The sequence below is a fragment of the Streptomyces sp. NPDC054956 genome (assembly GCF_053609185.1).
Genome location: NZ_JBSGXB010000016.1, coordinates 14495 through 33176 on the forward strand (window position 1 = coordinate 14495; position 18682 = coordinate 33176).

Consider the following 18682-nt stretch of genomic DNA (forward strand, 5'->3'; position numbering starts at 1 on the left):
GGTTACGCGGGCCCCCACGACCTCCCGGCCCTGGCCCGCCCGCCGCGTGGCGGCCGGACATGCGGGGGCAGGCGGCCGCGAGGGCGTGTGACGGTTCGGGGCACGGGCAGCTCCCGCGCGCACCCCGGCCACTAGGATCCGCGCATGGACATGATCGACATACCCTTCGGGACCACGGACTGGTCCCGGGTCGAGGCCACCGAACATCCCGGCGAGACGGGCACCGCCACCTGGCGCACCCGGGAGTTCGGTTCGCTGCGCGTGCGGATGGTCGACTACAGCCCCGGCTACCTCGCCGACCACTGGTGCGACCGGGGCCACATCCTCCTGGTCCTGGAAGGAACGCTCACCACCGAACTGGCCGGGGGCGAGAGCGTCACCCTGGAGGCCGGCAGCAGCTACCAGGTCGGCGACGACACCCGGTCGCACCGCTCGAGCACCCGTGACGGCGCCCGCCTGTTCATCGTCGACTGAGCGGGTCTCTCCGCCGGGGAGGCTGTCCGCCCCCGCCGGCGCCGTGACATGCCGCCTTCGGCGTAATGGACGCGTTGGACCGCCGGCCCGCTGCACGCTGTGCTGGTCCGTCACCCTCGTGGCGACGAAGGACCAACGGCGTACGGGCGGGCGGAGCTTGGAGCACCGGGCGGGCGAGCGCGGACGCCACACCGAAGGGCTCCGATGACCCACCTCGTTGATTCCCCCGCAGGACGACCAGGACGCGGACGAGGGCCGCGAGGCGGCCGGGCCCGGGAACTCCTGCGGACGGAGGGTCCGGCCGCGGCCCGCATCGTGGTCACCGTCGCCGTCGCCTGGCAGGTCGCGCTGTGGCTGGGAGCCGACCAGCCACCGGTCTTCGCCGCGATCGTCCCGCTGGTGGCCCTGCGCGGCGATCCGATGACGGCCCTGGGCACCTCGCTGCAGCGGGCCGCGGGCGTGGTGGCGGGCGTGCTGATCGGGATCGCCGTCCTGAACGTACTGCGCCCCTCGACCGCCGCGCTGGCCCTGGTGGTGGCCCTGGGGCTGGGCATCGGCATGGTCGTACGGGCCGGGGGCGGGCTGAACATCCAGGTGGCGGCGTCCTCCCTGCTGGTCTTCGCCAATACCTCGCCGGACGCCTACGCACTGGACCGCGTCTGGGAAACCGCCGAGGGCGCGGCGGTGACCATCCTGCTCGCCCCGCTGCTGTGGCCGCCCGATCCGCACCGGGTCCTGACGGTCGTCGCCGACGACTGCCGCGTCCGGCTGACCCGGTCCCTCCACGGCACCGCGGCCGTCCTGGGCGCCGACCCGGCCGCCGCCCTCGACAACCTCGTGCGGGTGAACGCCCACGCCGAAGCGGTGCACGCGAGCGCCGTGCGCGCCCGCGAAGCCGAGCGCGCCATGAGGTTCAACCCCCTGCGCCGCCATCAGCGCGCCACCGTACGGCTCCAGGCCCGGCGCATCGCCACCGCCGACCGGGTCACCCCTCACCTGGTGGTCCTGGCCGGGGAAGCCGCCGCGTTCACCGGCCGCGACGACCTCGCCCCGGACGTCGCCCGGGCCGGGCGCCGACTCCCCGAACTGGCCGCCCTCACCGCGCGGGCCGTCGAGCACGCGTTGTCCGGAGCCGATCCCCGACCGGCCGTGCTCGCCGCACGCGACGACCTCGCCGCCTACTCCCGCGAAGACCTCCAGCCCGTCGCCGTGGTCCTGCGCCGCCCCTTCCACCGCATCCTCGACGAACTCGACCAGCCGCCCCACCCACAGGGCATCAAAGGATGACTTATGGGCAATGGCCACCACCGACAACTGGCTTATGATCAATGCTCGGGGGCGACGTACGAGGAGCGGGAGCGTGGGCACGAGCATGAAGACGATCGGGCTGATCGGCGGGATGAGCTGGGAGTCGACGGCGGAGTACTACCGGATCCTCAACGAGCGCACGCGCGAGCGGCTCGGCGGTCTCCACTCCGCCCGCTGCGTGCTCTACTCCGTGGACTTCGCCGAGATCGAGCAGTTGCAGGTCCAGGGCCGCTGGGCGGAGGCGGGCGAGGTGCTGGCCGGCGCCGCCCGGTCGCTCGAGGCCGCCGGCGCGGACCTGCTGCTCATCTGCACCAACACCATGCACAAGGTCGCCGACCACGTCGAGGCGGCGGCCTCCGTCCCGCTGCTCCATCTCGCGGACACCACGGCGGCCGCCGTCCGCGCCGCGGGGCTGCGCCGGGTGGGGCTGCTGGGCACGGCCTTCACCATGGAGCAGGAGTTCTACCGGGGCCGGCTCGCGGCGGGCGGGCTCGACGTGCGCGTCCCGGACTCCGAGGGACGCGCGCTCGTGCACCGGGTGATCTACGAGGAACTCTGCCTCGGTGTCGTCCGCGAGGAGTCCCGCGCGGCGTACCGCCGGGTCGTCGAAGACCTCGTCGCCGGGGGCGCCGAGGGCATCATCCTGGGCTGCACCGAGATCGAGCTCCTCATCGGGCCGGAGGACAGCCCCGTACCCGTCTTCCCCACCGCGCGCCTGCACGCCGAGGCCGCGGTCGACGCCGCCCTGGCCCAAGACGCCGGTTGAGTGCATCCCCCCGCGGGCCGGCCCCGACTCTGAGCGCCGCCCTCGCCGGCCAACTGGTCCTGTCCCGCACGGAATTCGCGCGACACGGCCTGATCGTTCTGGAACTCTTCGGAGCCGGGGTCGGAGGCCGTGACCATGGCCCCGACCGTCCGGCGACGATGGGTGATCGATGGGTTTCAGGCTCGAGGGGCCGGTCCTGGAAGGCGAGCTCGTACGCCTGGAGCCGCTGGCGCCGCGGCACGCGCCGGACCTGGCCTCGGCCGCCGACGCGGACCGGGAGTCCTACCGGTACACGTGGGTGCCCACGGCGGCCGAGGTCGAGGGGTACATGGACACCCAGCTCGCCCGGGCCGCCGCCGGAAAGCTGGCCCCGTACGCACAGGTGGACCGGGCTTCGGGGCGGGCGGTCGGCGTCACGGCCTACTGGGATCCGCGGCCGTGGCCGACCGGGGACGGCCTGTTCGCGATCGAGGTCGGCTTCACCTGGCTCGCGGCGTCGGCCCAGGGCACGGGCCTCAACACCGAAGCCAAGTACCTGCTGTTCCGGCACGCCTTCGAGAACTGGGGCGTGCAACGCCTCGACTTGAAGACGGACGCGCGCAACGGTCGGTCGCGGGCCGCGATCGAAGGAGTGGGCGCCCGCTTCGAGGGCGTGCTGCGGAACTGGTCCCGTTCCTGGGCGCCGGGCGAGGACGGTCTGCTCCGCGACTCCGCGATCTTCTCGATCACTTCGGCGGAGTGGCCGGACTGCCGGTCCGGACTCGAAGAGCGCACGGCCCGCGCCCTCGAACGCCGGCGAGCGGGGGCGGATCTCCCCGCCTGAACCCGGTGCGGTTCCGGAGCCGGTCAGCGCCCTTCGCCGGCGGACTTCCATACGGAGCGCAGCCGTTCGGCAGTGGCGACGGCCTGGTCGAGGCCCGCACGGTACGCCGGCTGCCAGTTCGCCAGGTCCTGCAGATCGGGGCCGAAGGCCCGTACCGCGTCCGGATCGGGACCCACGGTCACCACGGTCCGCGCCCCCGCGACGGCCAACTGCTCTTCGAGCCGCTCGCGCGGGAACAGGTGTGCCATCGGCTCGATGACGACCAGGGTGCCGGCTCCGGCCGCGAGGTCCGCGTTCGTCCCCGCGCGCAGGGCGCCGTCCATGTACCGCCGCCCCTGGACGGAGACGGGCGGCTCGGCACCGGGGAAGGCGCTGCTCGCGGCGACCGCGTGCACCAGCGGTACACCGCTGGTGCGGTCCCACACCACGGGCTCGCCCGAGGCCGCGTCCACCGCGGCGATCAGCAACTGCCGTTCCGGCCAGGCGTTCGCGCCGATCAGAGCGGCCCGGCCCGCGAGCAGCGCCCGCTCGGCTTCGGAGGCCGAGGCCGCGTCGGAGTCGGCGTGGTCGAGGGCGATGCGGCCGACCCGGCGCCGGGCCTCACCGGGTTCCAGCCCGGGCTCGCCGAGCACGGCGAACACGGCGCCGATCAGGGCGGGTTCGGCCTCGCGCCCGGGGGCGTCCGCCCTCGGCACGCGCACCTGGGCGTCGAGCCGGTCGAGGTCCTGTCCGGTGGCCAGCATCGCGCCGACGATCGCACCGGCCGACGTGCCGACGGTCAGATCGGCCTCACCGAGATCGACCCCGCTGCCGCGCAGTCCGGCGGCCAGCCCGGCCATCCACGCCGTGCCGACCGGACCTCCCGGGCCCAGTACGAGTGCCCGGTCGAATGTGACTGCGGTGTCGAGATTCACGTGTGCGTCCCCTGTCGTCTGGTGTCGGGTGCCGAGTGCCGGATGCCGGATGCCGGATGCCGGATGCCGAGTGGTCAACCGGTTCGACTCGATCGACGTTAGGACCTCGACCGAACTTCAGGTCAAGCACACCTCGTTCGGCGTTCCACCCGGTGGGGACGGTCACTCGCGTTCGCGGAGGTACCCCTCCAGCTCGGCGGCCCCCGCGAGCATCGCGCGGCCGCGGGCGGTCAGCCGGGCGTTCCAGCCGTGCAGGGCCGCCTCCAGCGGCTCCAGTCCGCCGGCCGCCCGTACCCGGTCGATCAGCGGGGCGATCTGCTCCAGCAGGTAGCCGCCCCGTCTCAGCTGGTGGGCCAGGCGGGCGTCCCGTACGTCGGCCTCGTCGTAGACGCGGTATCCGGTCTTCGGGTCCCGGCGGGGGTGCACCAGCCCGGCGCGCTCCCATTTGCGCAGCGTCGCCGCCCGGATGCCGAGCTTCCCCGCCAGCGGCCCGATGAACGTGCCGCCGGCTGAGGTCAGCATGCCGGACGCGGCGGGCCCGGCCATGTCCGACCCGGCCATGTCGGTGGCCTCCAGGTCACGGAGCGCGCTCTCCACGGCCCGGAGGGTCCGCCGGTCCTCCAGGAGCTGGGCATGGCTCTCGTCGACGAGCCGGAACGCCTCGTCGGTGGCACCCTCGTTCACCGCCCGCATGATCGCCGCCGCCGTCCGGTGCCCGTGCCCGGGCACCAGCGCGAGGAACGCGCCCAGTGCCCGCGCGTGCAGCGGGGTGTACGTGCGGTAGCCGTGGGGGCTGCGCCCGGAGGCCGGCAGGATCCCGGCCTCCTCGTAGTTCCTGACGGCCTGCGTGGACAGACCGTGGCCGCGCGCCAGATCGATCGGCCTCAGGCGTTCACCGCTTTGAAGGTTTTTACCCATCGCCCCGCCGATATCGCGCAAAAGTTTCAACCGAAGGTTCAACGATACCGTTGAAGCCATGGCAACTGACATCAAGGAAACCACCCGCACCGTCGATGCCGAAGCCGTGATGGGCCTGCTTGCGGCCCGGCCCCGGCTGCTCGCCCTCGGTGAGCCCACGCACGGCGAGGACACCCTTCTCGACCTGCGCAACGAACTCTTCCGGCAGCTCGTCGAGCAGGAGGGCTACCGGACGATCGCGATCGAGAGCGACTGCATGGCGGGCCTGATCGTGGACGACCACGTCACCTCGGGCACCGGCACGCTCGACGAGGTCATGGAGCACGGGTTCAGCCACGGCTGGGGCGCCTCCGCGGCCAACCGCGAGCTCGTGCGCTGGATGCGCGCCTTCAACGAGGGCCGGCCCGCGGCGGACCGGCTCCGCTTCGCCGGGATCGACGGCCCGCTGGAGATCACCGGCGCCGCGAGCCCCCGTCAGGCCCTCACCGCACTCCACGGCCACCTCGCGGCCCACGTGGACGCGGACCTGCTCCCCTGCACCGCGGAAACGCTCGACCGCCTGCTCGGCGCCGACGACCGGTGGACCGAGCCCGCCGCCATGATGGAACCGGCCCGGTCCGCGGGCCGCTCGCCCGAGGCCGCGGAGTTGCGGGTGCTCGCCGACGATCTGGTGGCGCTGCTCGAAGAGCAGACACCGCGCCTGCTCACGGCGACCTCGCGGGACGACCAGGACCGGGCACGCCTGTACGGGCGCTCCGCCGTAGGCCTGCTGCGCTACCACTCCCGGATGGCCGACACCTCACCGGCCCGCCTGGCCCGGCTCGTGAGCCTGCGGGGCCTGATCATGGCCGACAACCTCCTGGCCGTCGCCGCCCGGGGCCCGGTGCTCGTCCACGCCCACAACTCCCACCTCCAGCGGGAGAAGAGCGCGATGCGGATGGGCGGGGACCTGCTGGAGTGGTGGAGCGCCGGTGCGCTGGTGAGCGCCGGGCTCGGAGCGGAGTACGCCTTCGTGGCCACCGCCCTCGGCACGATCCGCCACCAGGGTGTGGACGCGCCGCCGCCGGACACCGTCGAAGGACTCCTCTACGCACTCCCGGAGCACAGCCACCTCGTCGACGCCCGACGACTGGCCACCGCCCTGGGCGAGCCCCTGCCCGCGCCCCGGGTATCCCCGTGGTTCGGCTACGCCCCGCTCGACCCGGCCCACTTGGCGGACAGCGACGGCCTCGTGTTCGTCAAGGACGTCCCGCAGACCTGAGCCCGAGGAGGTCGCCCCGCCGCCGCGGGCGGGCAAAAAAACAAAGGCAAGGAGATGAAAGCTCTCCTCGCCACTCTCAACATATAGCGCACCGGGGGGCTTGCCACAAGGCCCCGGGGGTGCCGCAGAATCTCCGTTCGTGGCCACGACCTGTGGCGATGGACGGGGGTTTGTGTTGATCGACGTGATCATTGCCGGTGGTGGACCGACCGGTTTGATGCTGGCCTGTGAGCTCCGGCTGCACGGCGTGCACGTGGTGGTGCTGGAGAAACTGACCGAGCCGACCCGGCAGTCCCGCGGTCGCGGCCTGCACGTGCGCACCGTCGAGATCGCGGACCAGCGCGGTCTGCTGGACCGGTTCCTCGCGGTCGGCGAGAAGTTCCAGGTCGGCGGCAACTTCGGGGGCATCCTCAAGCCGTGGCCGGAGCAGGTCGACACGGCGCACCCGTACGGCCTGTCCACCCTGCAGCCGGTCACCGAGCGGCTGCTGGGCGAGCGCGCGCTCGAACTCGGTACCGAGATCCGGCGCGGGTGCGAGGTCGTCGGACTGAGCCAGGCCGCGGACGGGGCCGAGGCCGGGGTATCCGTCGAGCTGGCGGACGGTACGCACCTGCGCTCGCGCTACCTCGTCGGATGCGACGGCGGTCGCAGCGAGGTGCGCAAGCTGCTCGGCGTCGGCTTCCCCGGGGAGCCCTCGAAGGTCGAGACGCTGCTGGGCGACATGGAGATGACCCAATCGGCGGAGGAGGTCGCCGCCGTCGCCGCGGAGGTCCGCAAGACGGAGATGCGCTTCGGCACCATCCCCAACGGGGACGGGACGTACCGGGTCATCATGCCCGCCGACGGCGTGGCCGAGGACCGTGCGGCCGCACCGACCCTGGAGGAGTTCAAGGAGCGGCTGCGGGCGTTGGCGGGCACCGACTTCGGCGTGCACTCGCCGCGGTGGCTGTCCCGGTTCGGCGACGCCACCCGGCAGGCCGAGCGCTACCGGGTCGGCCGGGTGCTGCTGGCGGGCGACGCGGCGCACATCCACCCGCCGACCGGCGGCCAGGGTCTCAACCTCGGCGTGCAGGACGCCTTCAACCTCGGCTGGAAGCTGGCGGCCGAGGTCAACGGCTGGGCGCCGGAGGGGCTGTTGGACAGCTACCACGCCGAGCGTCACCCGGTGGGCGCCGCCGTGCTGGGCAACACCCGTGCGCAGATGGCGATGTTGGGGACGGATCCCGGTGCGACGGCGCTGCGGGAGCTGCTCTCGAAACTCATGGACTTCGAGGAGGTGAACCGGTACCTGACGGAGATGATCACGGCGGTCGGGGTCCGCTACGACTTCGGCGAGGGACACGAGTTGCTCGGCCGCCGGATGCGGGACGTGGAGCTGAAGCGCGGGCGCCTGTACTCGCTGATGCACGAGGGGCGCGGGCTGCTCCTCGACCGGACCGGTCGGCTGTCGGCCGAGGGCTGGGCGGACCGGGTCGACCACGTGGTCGACGCCAGCGAGGAACTCGACGTGCCGGCGGCGCTGTTGCGGCCGGACGGCCACGTAGCGTGGGTCGGTGAAGATCAACAGGACCTGCTCGGCCACCTGTCCAAGTGGTTCGGTGCTGCCGCCGGCTGAACGCGCGGCCGTCGACCGCACGGGCGGGGGCGGGGGCGGGGCAGGGTCTTGACCGAGTGCCGGAGCGGCCACGGCCGCGGCCGGGAATCACGGAAACGGGAGTACGGGAATGCGTGTGTTGCTGTCGGCCTACGACTCGCGCGGGGGCGTCGAACCGCTGGTGGGCCTCGCGGTGAGACTGCTGGAACTGGGCGCTGAGGTACGGGTCTGCGCGCCGCCGGACGAGGAGTTCGCGAAGCGGCTGGCCGGAGTCGGCGTGGAGATGGTGGCGACCGGGGCGTCGGTGCGCGATCTGGTGACGGGGAAGACCCCGCCGTCGCCGGGCGGTGTTCCCCGGCGCGCCGCCGAGTTGGTCGCCGCGTTCTACGACTCGGCCACCGTGGCGGGCGCGGACTGCGACGTGTTGCTGGCCACCGGACTCGTACCGGCCGTGGCCGGTGTGCGGGCGGCGTCCGAGAAGCTGGGCATCCCCTACGTGTACGCCAGTTACCAGCCGGTCAGCCTGCCGTCGCCGCACCACCCGCCGATGCCGCGGCCGGGCCGGCCGCTCCCGTCGGACGTGACCGACAACCGGGTCCTGTGGGACCGGGACATCCAGGACGCGCAGGCCGTGTTCGGCGAGGCGGTCAACGATCACCGGGCGTCGATGGGCCTGCCGCCGCTGGACAACGTCCGCGACTACGCCTTCACCGACCGCCCCTGGCTGGCCACGGACCCGGTCCTGGCCCCGTGGCAGCGGCCGGCCGACCTCGACGTGGTGCAGACCGGTGCGTGGGTGCTGCCGGACGAACGCCCGCTCCCCGCCGAGCTGGTGGCGTTCCTGGACGCCGGAACCGAGCCGGTGTACGTGGGCTTCGGGAGCATTCCCCTGCGCGATCCGCAGGACGTCGCCCGGGTGGCCATCGAGGCGATCCGCGCGCAGGGACGCCGCGCGGTCGTCTCCGGGGGCTGGGCCGGCCTGGACCTGATCGACGGCCAGGACGACTGCTTCGTCGTCGGTGAGGTCAACCACCAGGCGCTGTTCCGCCGTTCGGCCGCCGTCGTGCACCACGGCGGCGCGGGCACGACGACGACGGCCACCTGGGCCGGTGCCCCGCAGGTGGTGGTTGCCCAGGGCGCGGACCAGCCGTACTTCGCCGCCCGGGTGGCCGGCCTCGGCATCGGCGCGGCACACGACGGCCCGACTCCGACCGTCGAGTCCCTGTCGGCCGCACTCGCGACGGCCCTGACCCCGGAGACCCGGGCACGGGCGGCCGGGGTGGCCGGCACGTTCCGGACCGACGGCGCGATGGTGGCCGCGAAACTGCTGCTCGAAACGGCCGGCCGGGAGGCTCCGCCGGTTTCCGCGTGATCCGACCGCCTGGGCATCCCGGACCGGGTGCCCGGGCGGCGGGGGTCAGGAAACCGCCGGAGCCGTACGCCGTGCCAACGCGTCGGAGGTCCTGACCGTGATGCAGAGCGAAGCGGCGAGGGCGAGCACGAGGACGGCTCCCATCGCGAAGACGCTGCCGCTGGACACCGCCGCGGGGCTGCCCGCTTCGTTGCGGGCCGAGCCGCTGAGGAAGGGGACGACCGCCAGGACGGCGACCCCGAGGACCACTTCGCCCCAGACCACCTTCGGGAAGTGCCGCAGCGTCAGGTGCAGCAGCGAGGAGGTGGAGTCTTCGCGGCGGGCCTGCGCGATGCGGGGCATCAGCCAGAACTGGTTGACGCCGCCGGCCGTGACCATGCCGAGCACCAGCAGGATCTTCACGAGCAGGACGAGTCCGTAGGTCGTCGTCCAGAGCTGGCTGATGGAGCCGACGTGCTTCCAGCTGAGCCAGAGGCCGGACGTGAACACCGCACCGACACAGACCAGGGCGACGAAGGCGAAGCGGCGCCAGATGTCGGCCCACAGCGCGCCCGCCTCCTCGCTCAGGCGGCGACGGGCGCCGGCGAGGGTGGCGAGCAGGGTCAGGCCGCCGGCCCAGACCACGCCGCTGATGATGTGGGTCTGGCTGAACACGAGGTCCAGCCACTTGTCGGAGTCCTTCGGCCTGGTGGCCGGAACCGCGGCGATGAGCGTCACCGCGAGCGACAGCGGCAGGGCGGTCAGCGCGAGGGCGTTGACGTGCCGGCGCAGCCGGGGAAGGAACAGGGAGATCAGGACGGCGGACGCGAGGAGCAGTACGAGGTTCTGCGCCAGGTAGATCGTGCCCTGCGCGATCCAGGCCCCCTTCGCCGCGGGGGCGAGCAGGAAGTCCTGGATCCGTCCCGGTGCGAGGGCGTCGCCGAACGGCATGCCCTTGCCCGCCCGGGCCACGCGGCCGGCGAGCTGGAAGTAGCCGGCGACCAGCAGGACCACGCCGGCCCAGGCGAGGTACCCGGCGGCTCTTCGTCTCATGACCTCGGCGTCGGCGCCATCGCCGTCCGCTGCCCGCAGGGCGGGGCGGATGGATGCCGCGTAGGTCACGGTGGCGCCGATGGCCGCGGACAGGCCGACGAAGTAGCCGGACTTGGTGAGGATGCGCCACAGCGGGGGCACGGCGTAGCCGGCCTCTGCGGCCAGAGATACGGAGAGCATAAGGGAAGGCTAACCTAAGTGCACGGCCGCCTTTCAAGGGGTGTCCCGCACATGACCGGAATTCGCCGTACCGGTACGACGCACCCGTGCGGCGCACCCGTGCGGCGCACGCTCCCCCGCGTCATCCTCCCGACAGCCGGTACGCGTCCCGCGCCAGGGTCAGCGCGATCAGGTCCCGGGGCCGGGACAGCGAGCGCGACGTCAAGTGCTCCAGCCTGCGCAGGCGGTTGAAGACCGTGTTGCGGTGGCAGTACAGGCGGCTCGCCGCACGGCCGGCGGAGCCCTCCGCCGCCAGCCAGGCGTCCAGGGTCTCGAGCAGCATCGCCCGGTCCGCCGGATCCAGCTCCAGCAGGGGCCCCAGGACCGAGAGGACCAACTCGGCCGACAGCTCCGGCTGTCGGACCACCAGGGCCGTGGGCAGCCGGTCGGTCAACTGCACCAGCACCCGCTCGTCCTGCCCGCAGGTCCGCAGCGCCGTCTCCGCCAGTCGCCGCGCCCGGCCCAGCTCGGCCAGTCCGTCCACGGCCGGGCTGATTCCGCCCGGTCCCGGGCAGCGGTCGGCCAGCTCCGCCGCCAGATCGGCCGGCGAGCAGTCGCCCAGGGCCACGACCGCCAGCTCCCGCTCGGTGCGCATCCGCCAGAACAGCCGCATCCCGCGCGCAGCCACCACCCGGTGCACCGCGTCGCCCCGGTCCGCCGGCAGCACCACCACGGCGTACCTCCCCTGCTCCGGCAGGTCCAGGGCGAGCGCCGCCTGGGCGGCCAGCCCCGGCGTGGCGTCCCCCTCCAGGAGGGCGTCCAGCAGGGCCTGTACGCGCTCGTCGCTGCGCCGGCGCATCTCCAGCTCCGCCGTCCGGTAGGCCTCTGCGGTGGCGGTCGCCTGCTGTTCGATGCCGGCCCACATGGCCCCGGCCGCCCGCGCCAGTACGGGCAGTGCCTCCGGCTCCTTCTCCGTGACGATGTCCAGCAGCGCGTCCCAGGTGAAGCGTCCGGCCCTCCGGTACGCGTAGAGCAGCAGGTCCAGCGGCAGCCCCTGTTCGGCACGTCTGCGGCCCAGCTCCTCGGCGTACGCGAGGTCCTTGCGCGGCGCGGACCTGCGCGCGGCGAACGCCTCGATCCCGTAGTGCATGGCCTCGCTGACCTGCTGCCAGTGCTCGTCCCGGGGGACGGCGAGGTCGAACAGCGGCGAGTGTCCCGCCAGGTCCTCGATGAGCTGGTCCGTGAGGACCGGAATCCTGCCCAGCAGCTCGTCCGCGGCCGACAGCAGGACCGACCACTCCTGTTCCGTGCGCGTTCTGCGTCCGCCCATGGCCGCCGAGGATGTCACCCGCCCGGGCCCCCGTCAGCGGCGCGCGCACCAGGTCTGTGCGCTTGCACAACGCGCCGCCGTCGCTGCTGGTCATCCGCAGCGATTCCGCATCCGGACGTGGACGGCGGCCGGGTCCGGTGCTGGGGTGTGCGCCAGCACAACGCCGTCCACAGGAGGGAGAGGACGTGGCTTCGCTACAGGTGCGGGCGCTGTCGGCCGGCTACGGACCGGTCCGGGCGCTGCGCTCCGTATCGCTCGACGTGCCCGCCGGGGCGGTGGTCGTCGTACTCGGCGGGAACGGGGCCGGAAAGTCGACGCTGCTGCGCGCGGTGTCCCGGACGCTGGCGTTCCACCGGGGCGCCGTGACGAGCGGGAGCATCAGCTTCGACGGCCGGCCGCTGGACGGGCTCGGCCCGGACCGGGTGGTCGCCGCCGGGGTGGTGCAAGTACCCGAGGGACGGCAGGTGTTCACGCGGATGACCGTCGCGGACAACCTCCGGTCCGGGGCGCTCGGCGGCCGCTCGGGGTCCCGCGCCGACGTGGCCCGCTCCCTCGCCCGGGTGCACGAGCTGTTCCCCGTCCTGGCCGAACGGGCGCGGCAGCGCGCCGGACTGCTGTCCGGCGGCGAGCAGCAGATGCTCGCCCTGGGCCGGGCCCTGATGGCCCGCCCCCGGCTGCTGCTCCTCGACGAGCCCACCCTCGGGCTGGCCCCGAGGATGGCCGCCACCATCGCGGAGACCGTCACCGAGATCAACGCCTCCGGCACGTCGGTCCTCCTCGTCGAGCAGAACGCGGCCCTGGCGCTGCGCCTGTCCTCCCACGCCTACGTCCTGGAGGTCGGCGAGGTCACCCTCGACGGCCCGGCCCCGGAACTGGCCGCCTCGGACGAGGTCCGCCGCCGCTACCTCGGCATCAGCGACGGGCCCGGACCGGCGCCGGCCCCCGCCGGGGCGCCCCGCGAGCTGCGCAGGTGGTCCGCGTGACCGACGCCTGGTCCCCTCCCCCGCCGCTCGCCGTCACCGACGTCACCGTCCGCTTCGCGGGCCTGACCGCCCTGGACTCCGTCTCCTTCACCGTCGACCCGGGCAGCGTCCACGCCGTCATCGGGCCCAACGGGGCGGGCAAGTCGACCTGTTTCAACGTGCTTTCGGGGGTGTACCGGGCCACGGGCGGCAGCGTGCGCTTCGGCACCGCCGAGCTCACCGGCCTGGCCCCGCACGACGTGGCCGCCCTGGGCATCGCCCGCACCTTCCAGAACCTGGCGCTCCCCCCGCACACCACCGTCGCCGACAGCCTGCTCCTGGGCCGGCACCGGCTGATGCGGTCCGGGTTCCTGGCCGCCGGACTGCGGCTGCCCGCCGCCGCGCGCGAGGACCGCCTGCACCGCGAACGCGTGCGGGAGATCGCCGCGTTCGTCGGACTCGAAGGTGACCTCGGCTCCCCGGCGGGCTCCCTCCCGTACGGAAAGCAGAAGCTCGTCGAGCTGGCCCGGGCCCTGTGCATGGAGCCCCGGCTGCTGCTCCTCGACGAACCCGTCGCCGGCATGACCGCGGACGAGCGCCACCGCACGGCCGCGGTCATCGCGGGCGTCAGGGACGGGCTCGGCATCTCGATCGTGCTGGTCGAACACGACATGGGGGTGGTGATGCGGCTCGCGGACGCGGTGACCGTACTCGACTTCGGCAGACGCATCGGCGGCGGGACTCCCGCCCAGGTGCAGAACGATCCCGCGGTGGTCCGCGCGTACCTCGGAGCGGAGGACCCGGCCGCGTGAGCACCTTCCTCGAACTGCTCTTCGGCGGAATCTCCATGGGTTCCGTCTACGCGTTGATCGCCCTCGGCTTCGTGATCATCTTCAAGGCCACCGAGGTGGTCAACTTCGCCCACGCCTCGCTGCTGCTGGCCGGCGGGTACGTCACGGCGACCCTGCACGAGGAGATCGGCTTCTGGGCCGCCCTCGCGGCCGGCACCCTCGCCGCGGCCGGGGTCGGGGCGGCGATCGAGTTCCTGGTGATGCGCCGCTACCGGGGCCAGGACCAGAGCGTGCTGGCCATCGTCACCATCGGCGTGGACATCCTCCTCATCACCGACCTCACCCGGCGCATCGGCACCGACGTGCTCCCGCTCGGCGACCCCTGGGGCGATCGCGTCGTCCATCTCGGCCCCGTCACCCTGGCGCAGACCCGGATCGCCGCCATCCTCGCCGCCGGTCTGCTCATCACCGTCTTCCTGCTCGTGTTCCGCCACACCTCCTGGGGCGTGGCGATGCGCGCCGCCGCCGAACGGCCCGAGACGGCCGCCCTGATGGGCGTGCGCCTGGGCCGGGTCTCGCTCGCCGCCTGGGCGGTGGCCGGGGCGCTCGCCGCAGTCGCCGCGCTCTTCCTCACCGTCTTCCCGACGCCCGGCCTGGAGCGTGCCACTTCCCTCGCCGCGCTCAAGGCCTTCCCCGCGGCGATCCTCGGCGGGCTCGACTCCACCACCGGCGCCCTGGCCGGCGGCATGATCGTCGGCGTCACCGAGGCACTGGCCACCGGCTACCAGGGCCAGTTGACCTTCCTGGGCCGGGGCATCGGCGACCTCGCGCCGTACGTGGTGATGGTCGCCGTCCTCCTGGTCCGTCCGGCCGGACTCTTCGGCACGAAGGAGCTCGCCCGTGTCTGACACCACGGCCACCCGACCCGGGCGGCTCCGGCCCGGGAGTCTGCGGGCGCGCACGGTGTCGGCGGCGGCCGCCGGCGCGGTACTGCTCGCGCTGCCGTTCTACCTGGACCGGTTCTGGCTGCAGGCCGGGCTCTTCGCCATGGCCGCCGCCATCGGCGCCATCGGGCTCAACCTGCTGACCGGAGCCACCGGCCAACTGTCCATGGGGCACGCCTTCTTCCTCGCCGTCGGCGCGTACGGATACTGCGCGCTCGCCGGGGAGGGCAGCACGGCCGGCGGCCACCCGCTCGTCGGGCTGGGCCTGCCCAGCTGGCTCGCCGCGGTCCTCGCGGTCGCCCTCGCCGGGGCTGCGGGCGGTCTCTTCAGCCCGATCGCGGGCCGTCTGAGCGGCGCGTACCTCGGCATCGCCACCCTCGCGCTGATCTTCATCGGGCAGCACCTGCTCTTCAACGCCACCAGCCTCACCGGCGGCTTCAACGGCCGCGTCGTGGAGCCGCTGTCCCTCTTCGGCCTCACCTTCGACGACACCGAGACCGTCATCGCGGCCGTCCCCTTCCGGTCCGCCGAGAAGCTCTGGTACGTGGCCCTGGCCGCTCTCCTCGGCGGCGCCCTGTTCGCGCGCGGTGTCCTGCGGGGCCGGCCCGGCCGGGCCATGAACGCGCTGCGCGACCACCGCATCGCCGCCGGGGTGATGGGGGTGCCGGTCGCCCGGACCCGGGCCGCCGTCTTCGTCCTGTCCTCCATGTACGCGGGCCTGGCCGGGGTGCTGCTCGCCCTGGTCTTCCAGCGCACCGTGCCCGACTACTTCGGCATCGTCCTGTCCCTGGAGTACCTCGCCATGATCGTCATCGGCGGCCTGGGCACGGTCGCGGGCGCCGTGGCCGGTGCGGCCTTCGTCTCCCTGCTCCCCCAACTGCTCACCCGGTACAGCGACGCCCTCCCGCTGGTGTCCGCCCCCGGGACCGGCGGGGTCTCCCCGGGCGAGGCCTCCCGCTACCTCTACGGCGCGGCCGTCGTCGTGGTCGTCCTGTTCCTGCCTGGCGGCCTGTCCCGGATCGGCGGCATCACCCGGATCGGCGGCACCAACCGGATCGTCCGGACCCGGACCACACTCCCGAAGGAGCGAACGTGAACAGAAGAAGACTCCCTGCCGCGGCCCTGGCGGCCGCGCTCGTCCTCACCGGCGCCGCCGGGTGCAGCGGCAAGGCCAAGACCGGCGGCGACGACAAACCCGCGGCGGGCGGGGTCAAGGCCGGGGCCGGGGTGAGCGACACGTCCATCAAGCTCGGCGCGCTCACCGACATGACCGGTGTCTACGCCTCGCTCGGCAAGAGCGTCACCCAGGGCCAGCAGCTCTGGGCCAAGCAGGCCAACGCGGCCGGCGGCGTCTGCGGCCGCACGATCGAGCTGACGGTGCGCGACCACGGCTACGACCCCCAGAAGGCCCTCGCCGCCTACACCGAGCTGGAGCCCACGGTGCTGGGCTTCACCCAGTTCATCGGCTCCCCGTTCGTCGCCGCCGTCAAGCAGCGGATCGACGGCCAGGACAAGGGCCTGGTCATTCCGCAGGCCTGGTCCGCTTCGCTGCTGGGCAGTCCGTACATCCGCACGGTGGGCGCGACGTACGACATCGAGACCGTCAACGCCATCGGCTACCTGCTCGACCAGAAGCGGATCGCCTCCGGCGACAAGATCGGGCACGTCTACTTCGAGGGCGACTACGGCGAGAACGCGCTCACCGGCGCCAAGCACGCGGCCAAGGAGGCCGGGCTGACCGTCGTCGAACAGAAGATCAAGCCCACCGACAACGACATGACCGCCCAGGTCGCCGCCCTCAAACAGGCCGGGGTCAAGGCCGTGGTCATCAGCGCCGGCCCCCGGCAGGCCGCCTCGCTCATCGGGGTCGCCGCGGCCGGAGGGTGGAACGTGCCGTTCGTCGGCAACAACTCGGCCTTCTCGCCCCAGCTGCTGGCCACTCCGGCGGGCGCGGCACTGCAGAAGGACTATTACGTCGCCTCCTCCGCGCTGCCGATCGGATCCACCGAGGCCGGCCCGGCCGCCCTCGCCGCCGCGTACAAGGCGGAGTACCCGGACGCCGCCCTCGACAACGGCGTGGTGGCCGGATACACCGCCGGCTCCCTCTTCGGGGAGGTGCTGAAGAAGGCCTGCGCCGACAAGGACCTGACCCGCGAGGGCATCCGCAAGGCGCTGCTGAGCCTGAAGGCCTACGACAACGGCTTCGGGATCACCCACGACTTCTCGGACCCCAAGGCCCCCTCCACCCGACAGAGCGTGATCATGAAGCCCGACGCGACGGTCCCGGGCGGCATGAAGGTGGTGAAGGAGGCCTCGACGGCACCGGCCGCGGCGAAGTTCGCACCGGCCTCCTGATTCCACCGGCACACCGGGGACGGACGGGCCTTCGGACGCCCCACGGCGCCCGGAGGCCCGCTCCGCCGTGCCGCGCGCAGGGCCGGGGCGCGCCTCGGCCCGCGCACCGTGACAAGGTGTACGGATCATGGCTATCCGCGAACACCCGGCAGACCCCCGGGTCACCGACTTCCGCGCCACGGACCTCCCGCCCTGGTCGGCGGAAGGCGCCCCGCTCCACGGCGATCTCCTCGCGGCGAAGGCGCTCGTCTACGACCCCTGCGGATTCGCCTGCTCGCAGCCGGTCCCCGAGGCCGAGGGCGCCGCGTACGCCGCCCACACCTTCACCGTCGACGGCCTCGCCGTCCGGTTCCGCGTGGCCAAGACGACCCCGACGAAGGCCGGACAGTTCGTCACCGTGTGGAAGAGGTCCGAGGCCGGGCCCATCCAGCCCTTCGACGCCGCGGATCCGGTCGACCTCTTCGTCGTCAGCACGCGCGACCAGGAGCACTTCGGCCAGTTCGTCTTCCCCGTGGACTCCCTCCGCCGCCACGGGGTCGTATCGGTGAACGGCGTCGGCGGGAAACGCGCCTTCCGCGTCTACCCGCCCTGGGTGACCACCACCAACCGCCAGGCCGGCAGCGCGCAGACCTGGCAGCTGGCCCACTTCCTGCACTTCGCCCAGGACGGCGCCCCGGCCGACCCGGCCCGCGCCCGATCGCTCTACCGTCCGTAGTCGCTGGTCCGCAGTCCGTTGCCGGCCGGGTGACGCGGGCCGCGTCTCAAGGGGCGGCGCCCTCCCCGCTCCTGGCCAGGGCGAGCACGCCCGCGCCGATCAGGGCCAGGCCCACCAGCTGGGGGACCAACCACCAGTGGGCCCGCAGGTGTTCCTCGTACAGGAGCACCCCCAGCGCCACGCTCACGCCCGCGTCGCCGAGGGTCAGCGCGGGCTGCGAGGCGACCAGCGGGCCGCCCTGCATGGCGTGTTCGAGGAGCAGCAGGGCGCAGATGCCGCTCGCGGCGAAGGCGTAGGTCTCCCAGGTCCTCAGGAACGCGCCGATGCCCTCGTCGTCGAGCACGTGCACGGCCGACTTCATCAGTGCGGCCGTGAGCGCGTAACAGACGGCGGTGGCCGCGCCGAAGCAGCCGGCCCTCATCCGGCCGGGCGGCCTGCGCAGTCCGGCCGCGGCCAGTCCCGCCACCGCCGCCGCGGACGCCGCGAGCGCCAGGACCCAGCGGTCGGCCGGGACGTCCGTACGGTTGCCCGCGGGCGAGGCGGCCACCAGTACGATCCCGAGCCCGGCCACCACCCCCGCCACCGCGAGCCACAGCGCCCCCGGCAGCCGGCGCCGTGCCAGCAGCGAGGCGATCAGCAGCGCGAGCGGCAACTCCATTACGAACAAGGGCTGTACGAGGGCCAGCGCGCCCGTGGCCAGCGCCACGGCCTGCCCGACACCGGCCGCGATCACCGCCAGGATGCCGCCGATCCACAGCGGCCGGCGCAGCAGGTCGAGGACCAGCCCGAAGCGGAAGCCGTCGCTCTGCGGCACGGTGAGCGCCGCCCGCCGCTGGAGCACCGTGGCGAGCGCGTTGCTGAGCGCCGCGAACAGCGCGAAGAGGACCGGCAGTACGAAGCCCATGCCCCGATCCTCACCGCACCCGCGGCGACTTCCCCACCCCGACACCGCCCCGCAGCCGCC

Annotated in this window: 18 protein-coding genes; 13 read left to right on the plus strand and 5 right to left on the minus strand. The window is 73.4% G+C overall.

Annotated elements, in window-relative coordinates; genetic code table 11:
- The first annotated feature begins 144 nt into the window (after positions 1-144).
- From ACWGDE_RS05345 to ACWGDE_RS05360, 4 genes are all read left to right on the plus strand, one after another.
- A complete protein-coding gene (locus ACWGDE_RS05345) occupies positions 145-474 on the plus strand; it encodes a DHCW motif cupin fold protein (protein ID WP_453387632.1) in 330 nt (109 codons plus the stop codon).
- A 204-nt stretch (positions 475-678) separates the two neighbouring features.
- Positions 679-1761, plus strand: coding sequence for an FUSC family protein (locus tag ACWGDE_RS05350; protein WP_453387633.1), 1083 nt, complete (start codon positions 679-681; stop codon positions 1759-1761).
- An 85-nt stretch (positions 1762-1846) separates the two neighbouring features.
- Positions 1847-2548, plus strand: coding sequence for an aspartate/glutamate racemase family protein (locus tag ACWGDE_RS05355; protein WP_453387668.1), 702 nt, complete (start codon positions 1847-1849; stop codon positions 2546-2548).
- A gap of 169 nt (positions 2549-2717) precedes the next feature.
- A complete protein-coding gene (locus ACWGDE_RS05360; protein WP_453387634.1) occupies positions 2718-3371 on the plus strand; it encodes a GNAT family N-acetyltransferase in 654 nt (217 codons plus the stop codon).
- Between the two features lie 23 nt (positions 3372-3394).
- Here the strand turns inward: ACWGDE_RS05360 and ACWGDE_RS05365 are convergent, their stop codons facing one another.
- Both ACWGDE_RS05365 and ACWGDE_RS05370 read right to left on the minus strand, forming a co-directional pair.
- The gene (locus ACWGDE_RS05365) at positions 3395-4285 is read right to left on the minus strand and encodes a patatin-like phospholipase family protein (RefSeq protein WP_453387635.1); all 891 of its coding nucleotides are present in this window, start codon (positions 4283-4285) and stop codon (positions 3395-3397) included.
- A gap of 162 nt (positions 4286-4447) precedes the next feature.
- Positions 4448-5203, minus strand: coding sequence for a TioE family transcriptional regulator (locus ACWGDE_RS05370; protein ID WP_453387636.1), 756 nt, complete (start codon positions 5201-5203; stop codon positions 4448-4450).
- Between the two features lie 58 nt (positions 5204-5261).
- Here ACWGDE_RS05370 and ACWGDE_RS05375 point away from each other — a divergent pair, with 58 nt between their 5' ends.
- The 3 genes from ACWGDE_RS05375 to ACWGDE_RS05385 all read left to right on the plus strand — a co-directional run bounded on the left by ACWGDE_RS05375 (position 5262) and on the right by ACWGDE_RS05385 (position 9430).
- Positions 5262-6464 (plus strand): erythromycin esterase family protein, encoded by a 1203-nt coding sequence (locus ACWGDE_RS05375; protein WP_453387637.1) that lies wholly within the window; start codon positions 5262-5264, stop codon positions 6462-6464.
- Between the two features lie 175 nt (positions 6465-6639).
- Complete coding sequence (rox, locus tag ACWGDE_RS05380; RefSeq protein ID WP_453387669.1) at positions 6640-8079, plus strand: rifampin monooxygenase; 1440 nt, start codon at positions 6640-6642, stop codon at positions 8077-8079.
- A 109-nt stretch (positions 8080-8188) separates the two neighbouring features.
- Entirely contained in the window at positions 8189-9430 is a 1242-nt protein-coding gene (locus ACWGDE_RS05385) for a glycosyltransferase (RefSeq protein ID WP_453387638.1), read from the plus strand.
- 45 nt (positions 9431-9475) lie between these two features.
- On the opposite strand, the gene ACWGDE_RS05390 is transcribed toward ACWGDE_RS05385, so the two are convergent.
- Together ACWGDE_RS05390 and ACWGDE_RS05395 are read right to left on the minus strand one after the other, a co-directional pair.
- Complete coding sequence (locus tag ACWGDE_RS05390; RefSeq protein WP_453387639.1) at positions 9476-10642, minus strand: CopD family protein; 1167 nt, start codon at positions 10640-10642, stop codon at positions 9476-9478.
- Positions 10643-10763: 121 nt separating this feature from the next.
- The gene (locus tag ACWGDE_RS05395) at positions 10764-11951 is read right to left on the minus strand and encodes a PucR family transcriptional regulator (RefSeq protein ID WP_453387640.1); all 1188 of its coding nucleotides are present in this window, start codon (positions 11949-11951) and stop codon (positions 10764-10766) included.
- Between the two features lie 185 nt (positions 11952-12136).
- On the opposite strand from ACWGDE_RS05395, the gene ACWGDE_RS05400 reads away from it, so the two are divergent.
- From ACWGDE_RS05400 to ACWGDE_RS05425, 6 genes are all read left to right on the plus strand, one after another.
- Positions 12137-12934, plus strand: a complete 798-nt coding sequence (locus ACWGDE_RS05400; RefSeq protein WP_453387641.1) for an ABC transporter ATP-binding protein — start codon at positions 12137-12139, stop codon at positions 12932-12934.
- A complete protein-coding gene (locus tag ACWGDE_RS05405) occupies positions 12922-13725 on the plus strand; it encodes an ABC transporter ATP-binding protein (RefSeq protein ID WP_453387642.1) in 804 nt (267 codons plus the stop codon). Before ACWGDE_RS05400 ends, ACWGDE_RS05405 begins: the two co-directional genes overlap by 13 nt.
- Positions 13722-14612, plus strand: a complete 891-nt coding sequence (locus ACWGDE_RS05410; RefSeq protein WP_453387643.1) for a branched-chain amino acid ABC transporter permease — start codon at positions 13722-13724, stop codon at positions 14610-14612. The genes ACWGDE_RS05405 and ACWGDE_RS05410 overlap by 4 nt, the downstream gene beginning before the upstream one ends.
- Complete coding sequence (locus ACWGDE_RS05415) at positions 14605-15744, plus strand: branched-chain amino acid ABC transporter permease (protein ID WP_453387644.1); 1140 nt, start codon at positions 14605-14607, stop codon at positions 15742-15744. The genes ACWGDE_RS05410 and ACWGDE_RS05415 overlap by 8 nt, the downstream gene beginning before the upstream one ends.
- Positions 15741-17003, plus strand: a complete 1263-nt coding sequence (locus ACWGDE_RS05420; protein WP_453387645.1) for an ABC transporter substrate-binding protein — start codon at positions 15741-15743, stop codon at positions 17001-17003. Before ACWGDE_RS05415 ends, ACWGDE_RS05420 begins: the two co-directional genes overlap by 4 nt.
- Before the next feature lie 127 nt (positions 17004-17130).
- Positions 17131-17718 carry a MepB family protein gene (locus ACWGDE_RS05425; protein ID WP_453387646.1) on the plus strand — a complete coding sequence of 196 codons (588 nt, stop codon included), beginning with the start codon at positions 17131-17133 and terminating at the stop codon, positions 17716-17718.
- 46 nt (positions 17719-17764) lie between these two features.
- Here ACWGDE_RS05425 and ACWGDE_RS05430 read toward each other — a convergent pair whose 3' ends face one another.
- A complete protein-coding gene (locus tag ACWGDE_RS05430; protein WP_453387647.1) occupies positions 17765-18622 on the minus strand; it encodes a DMT family transporter in 858 nt (285 codons plus the stop codon).
- Positions 18623-18682: the final 60 nt, after the last annotated feature.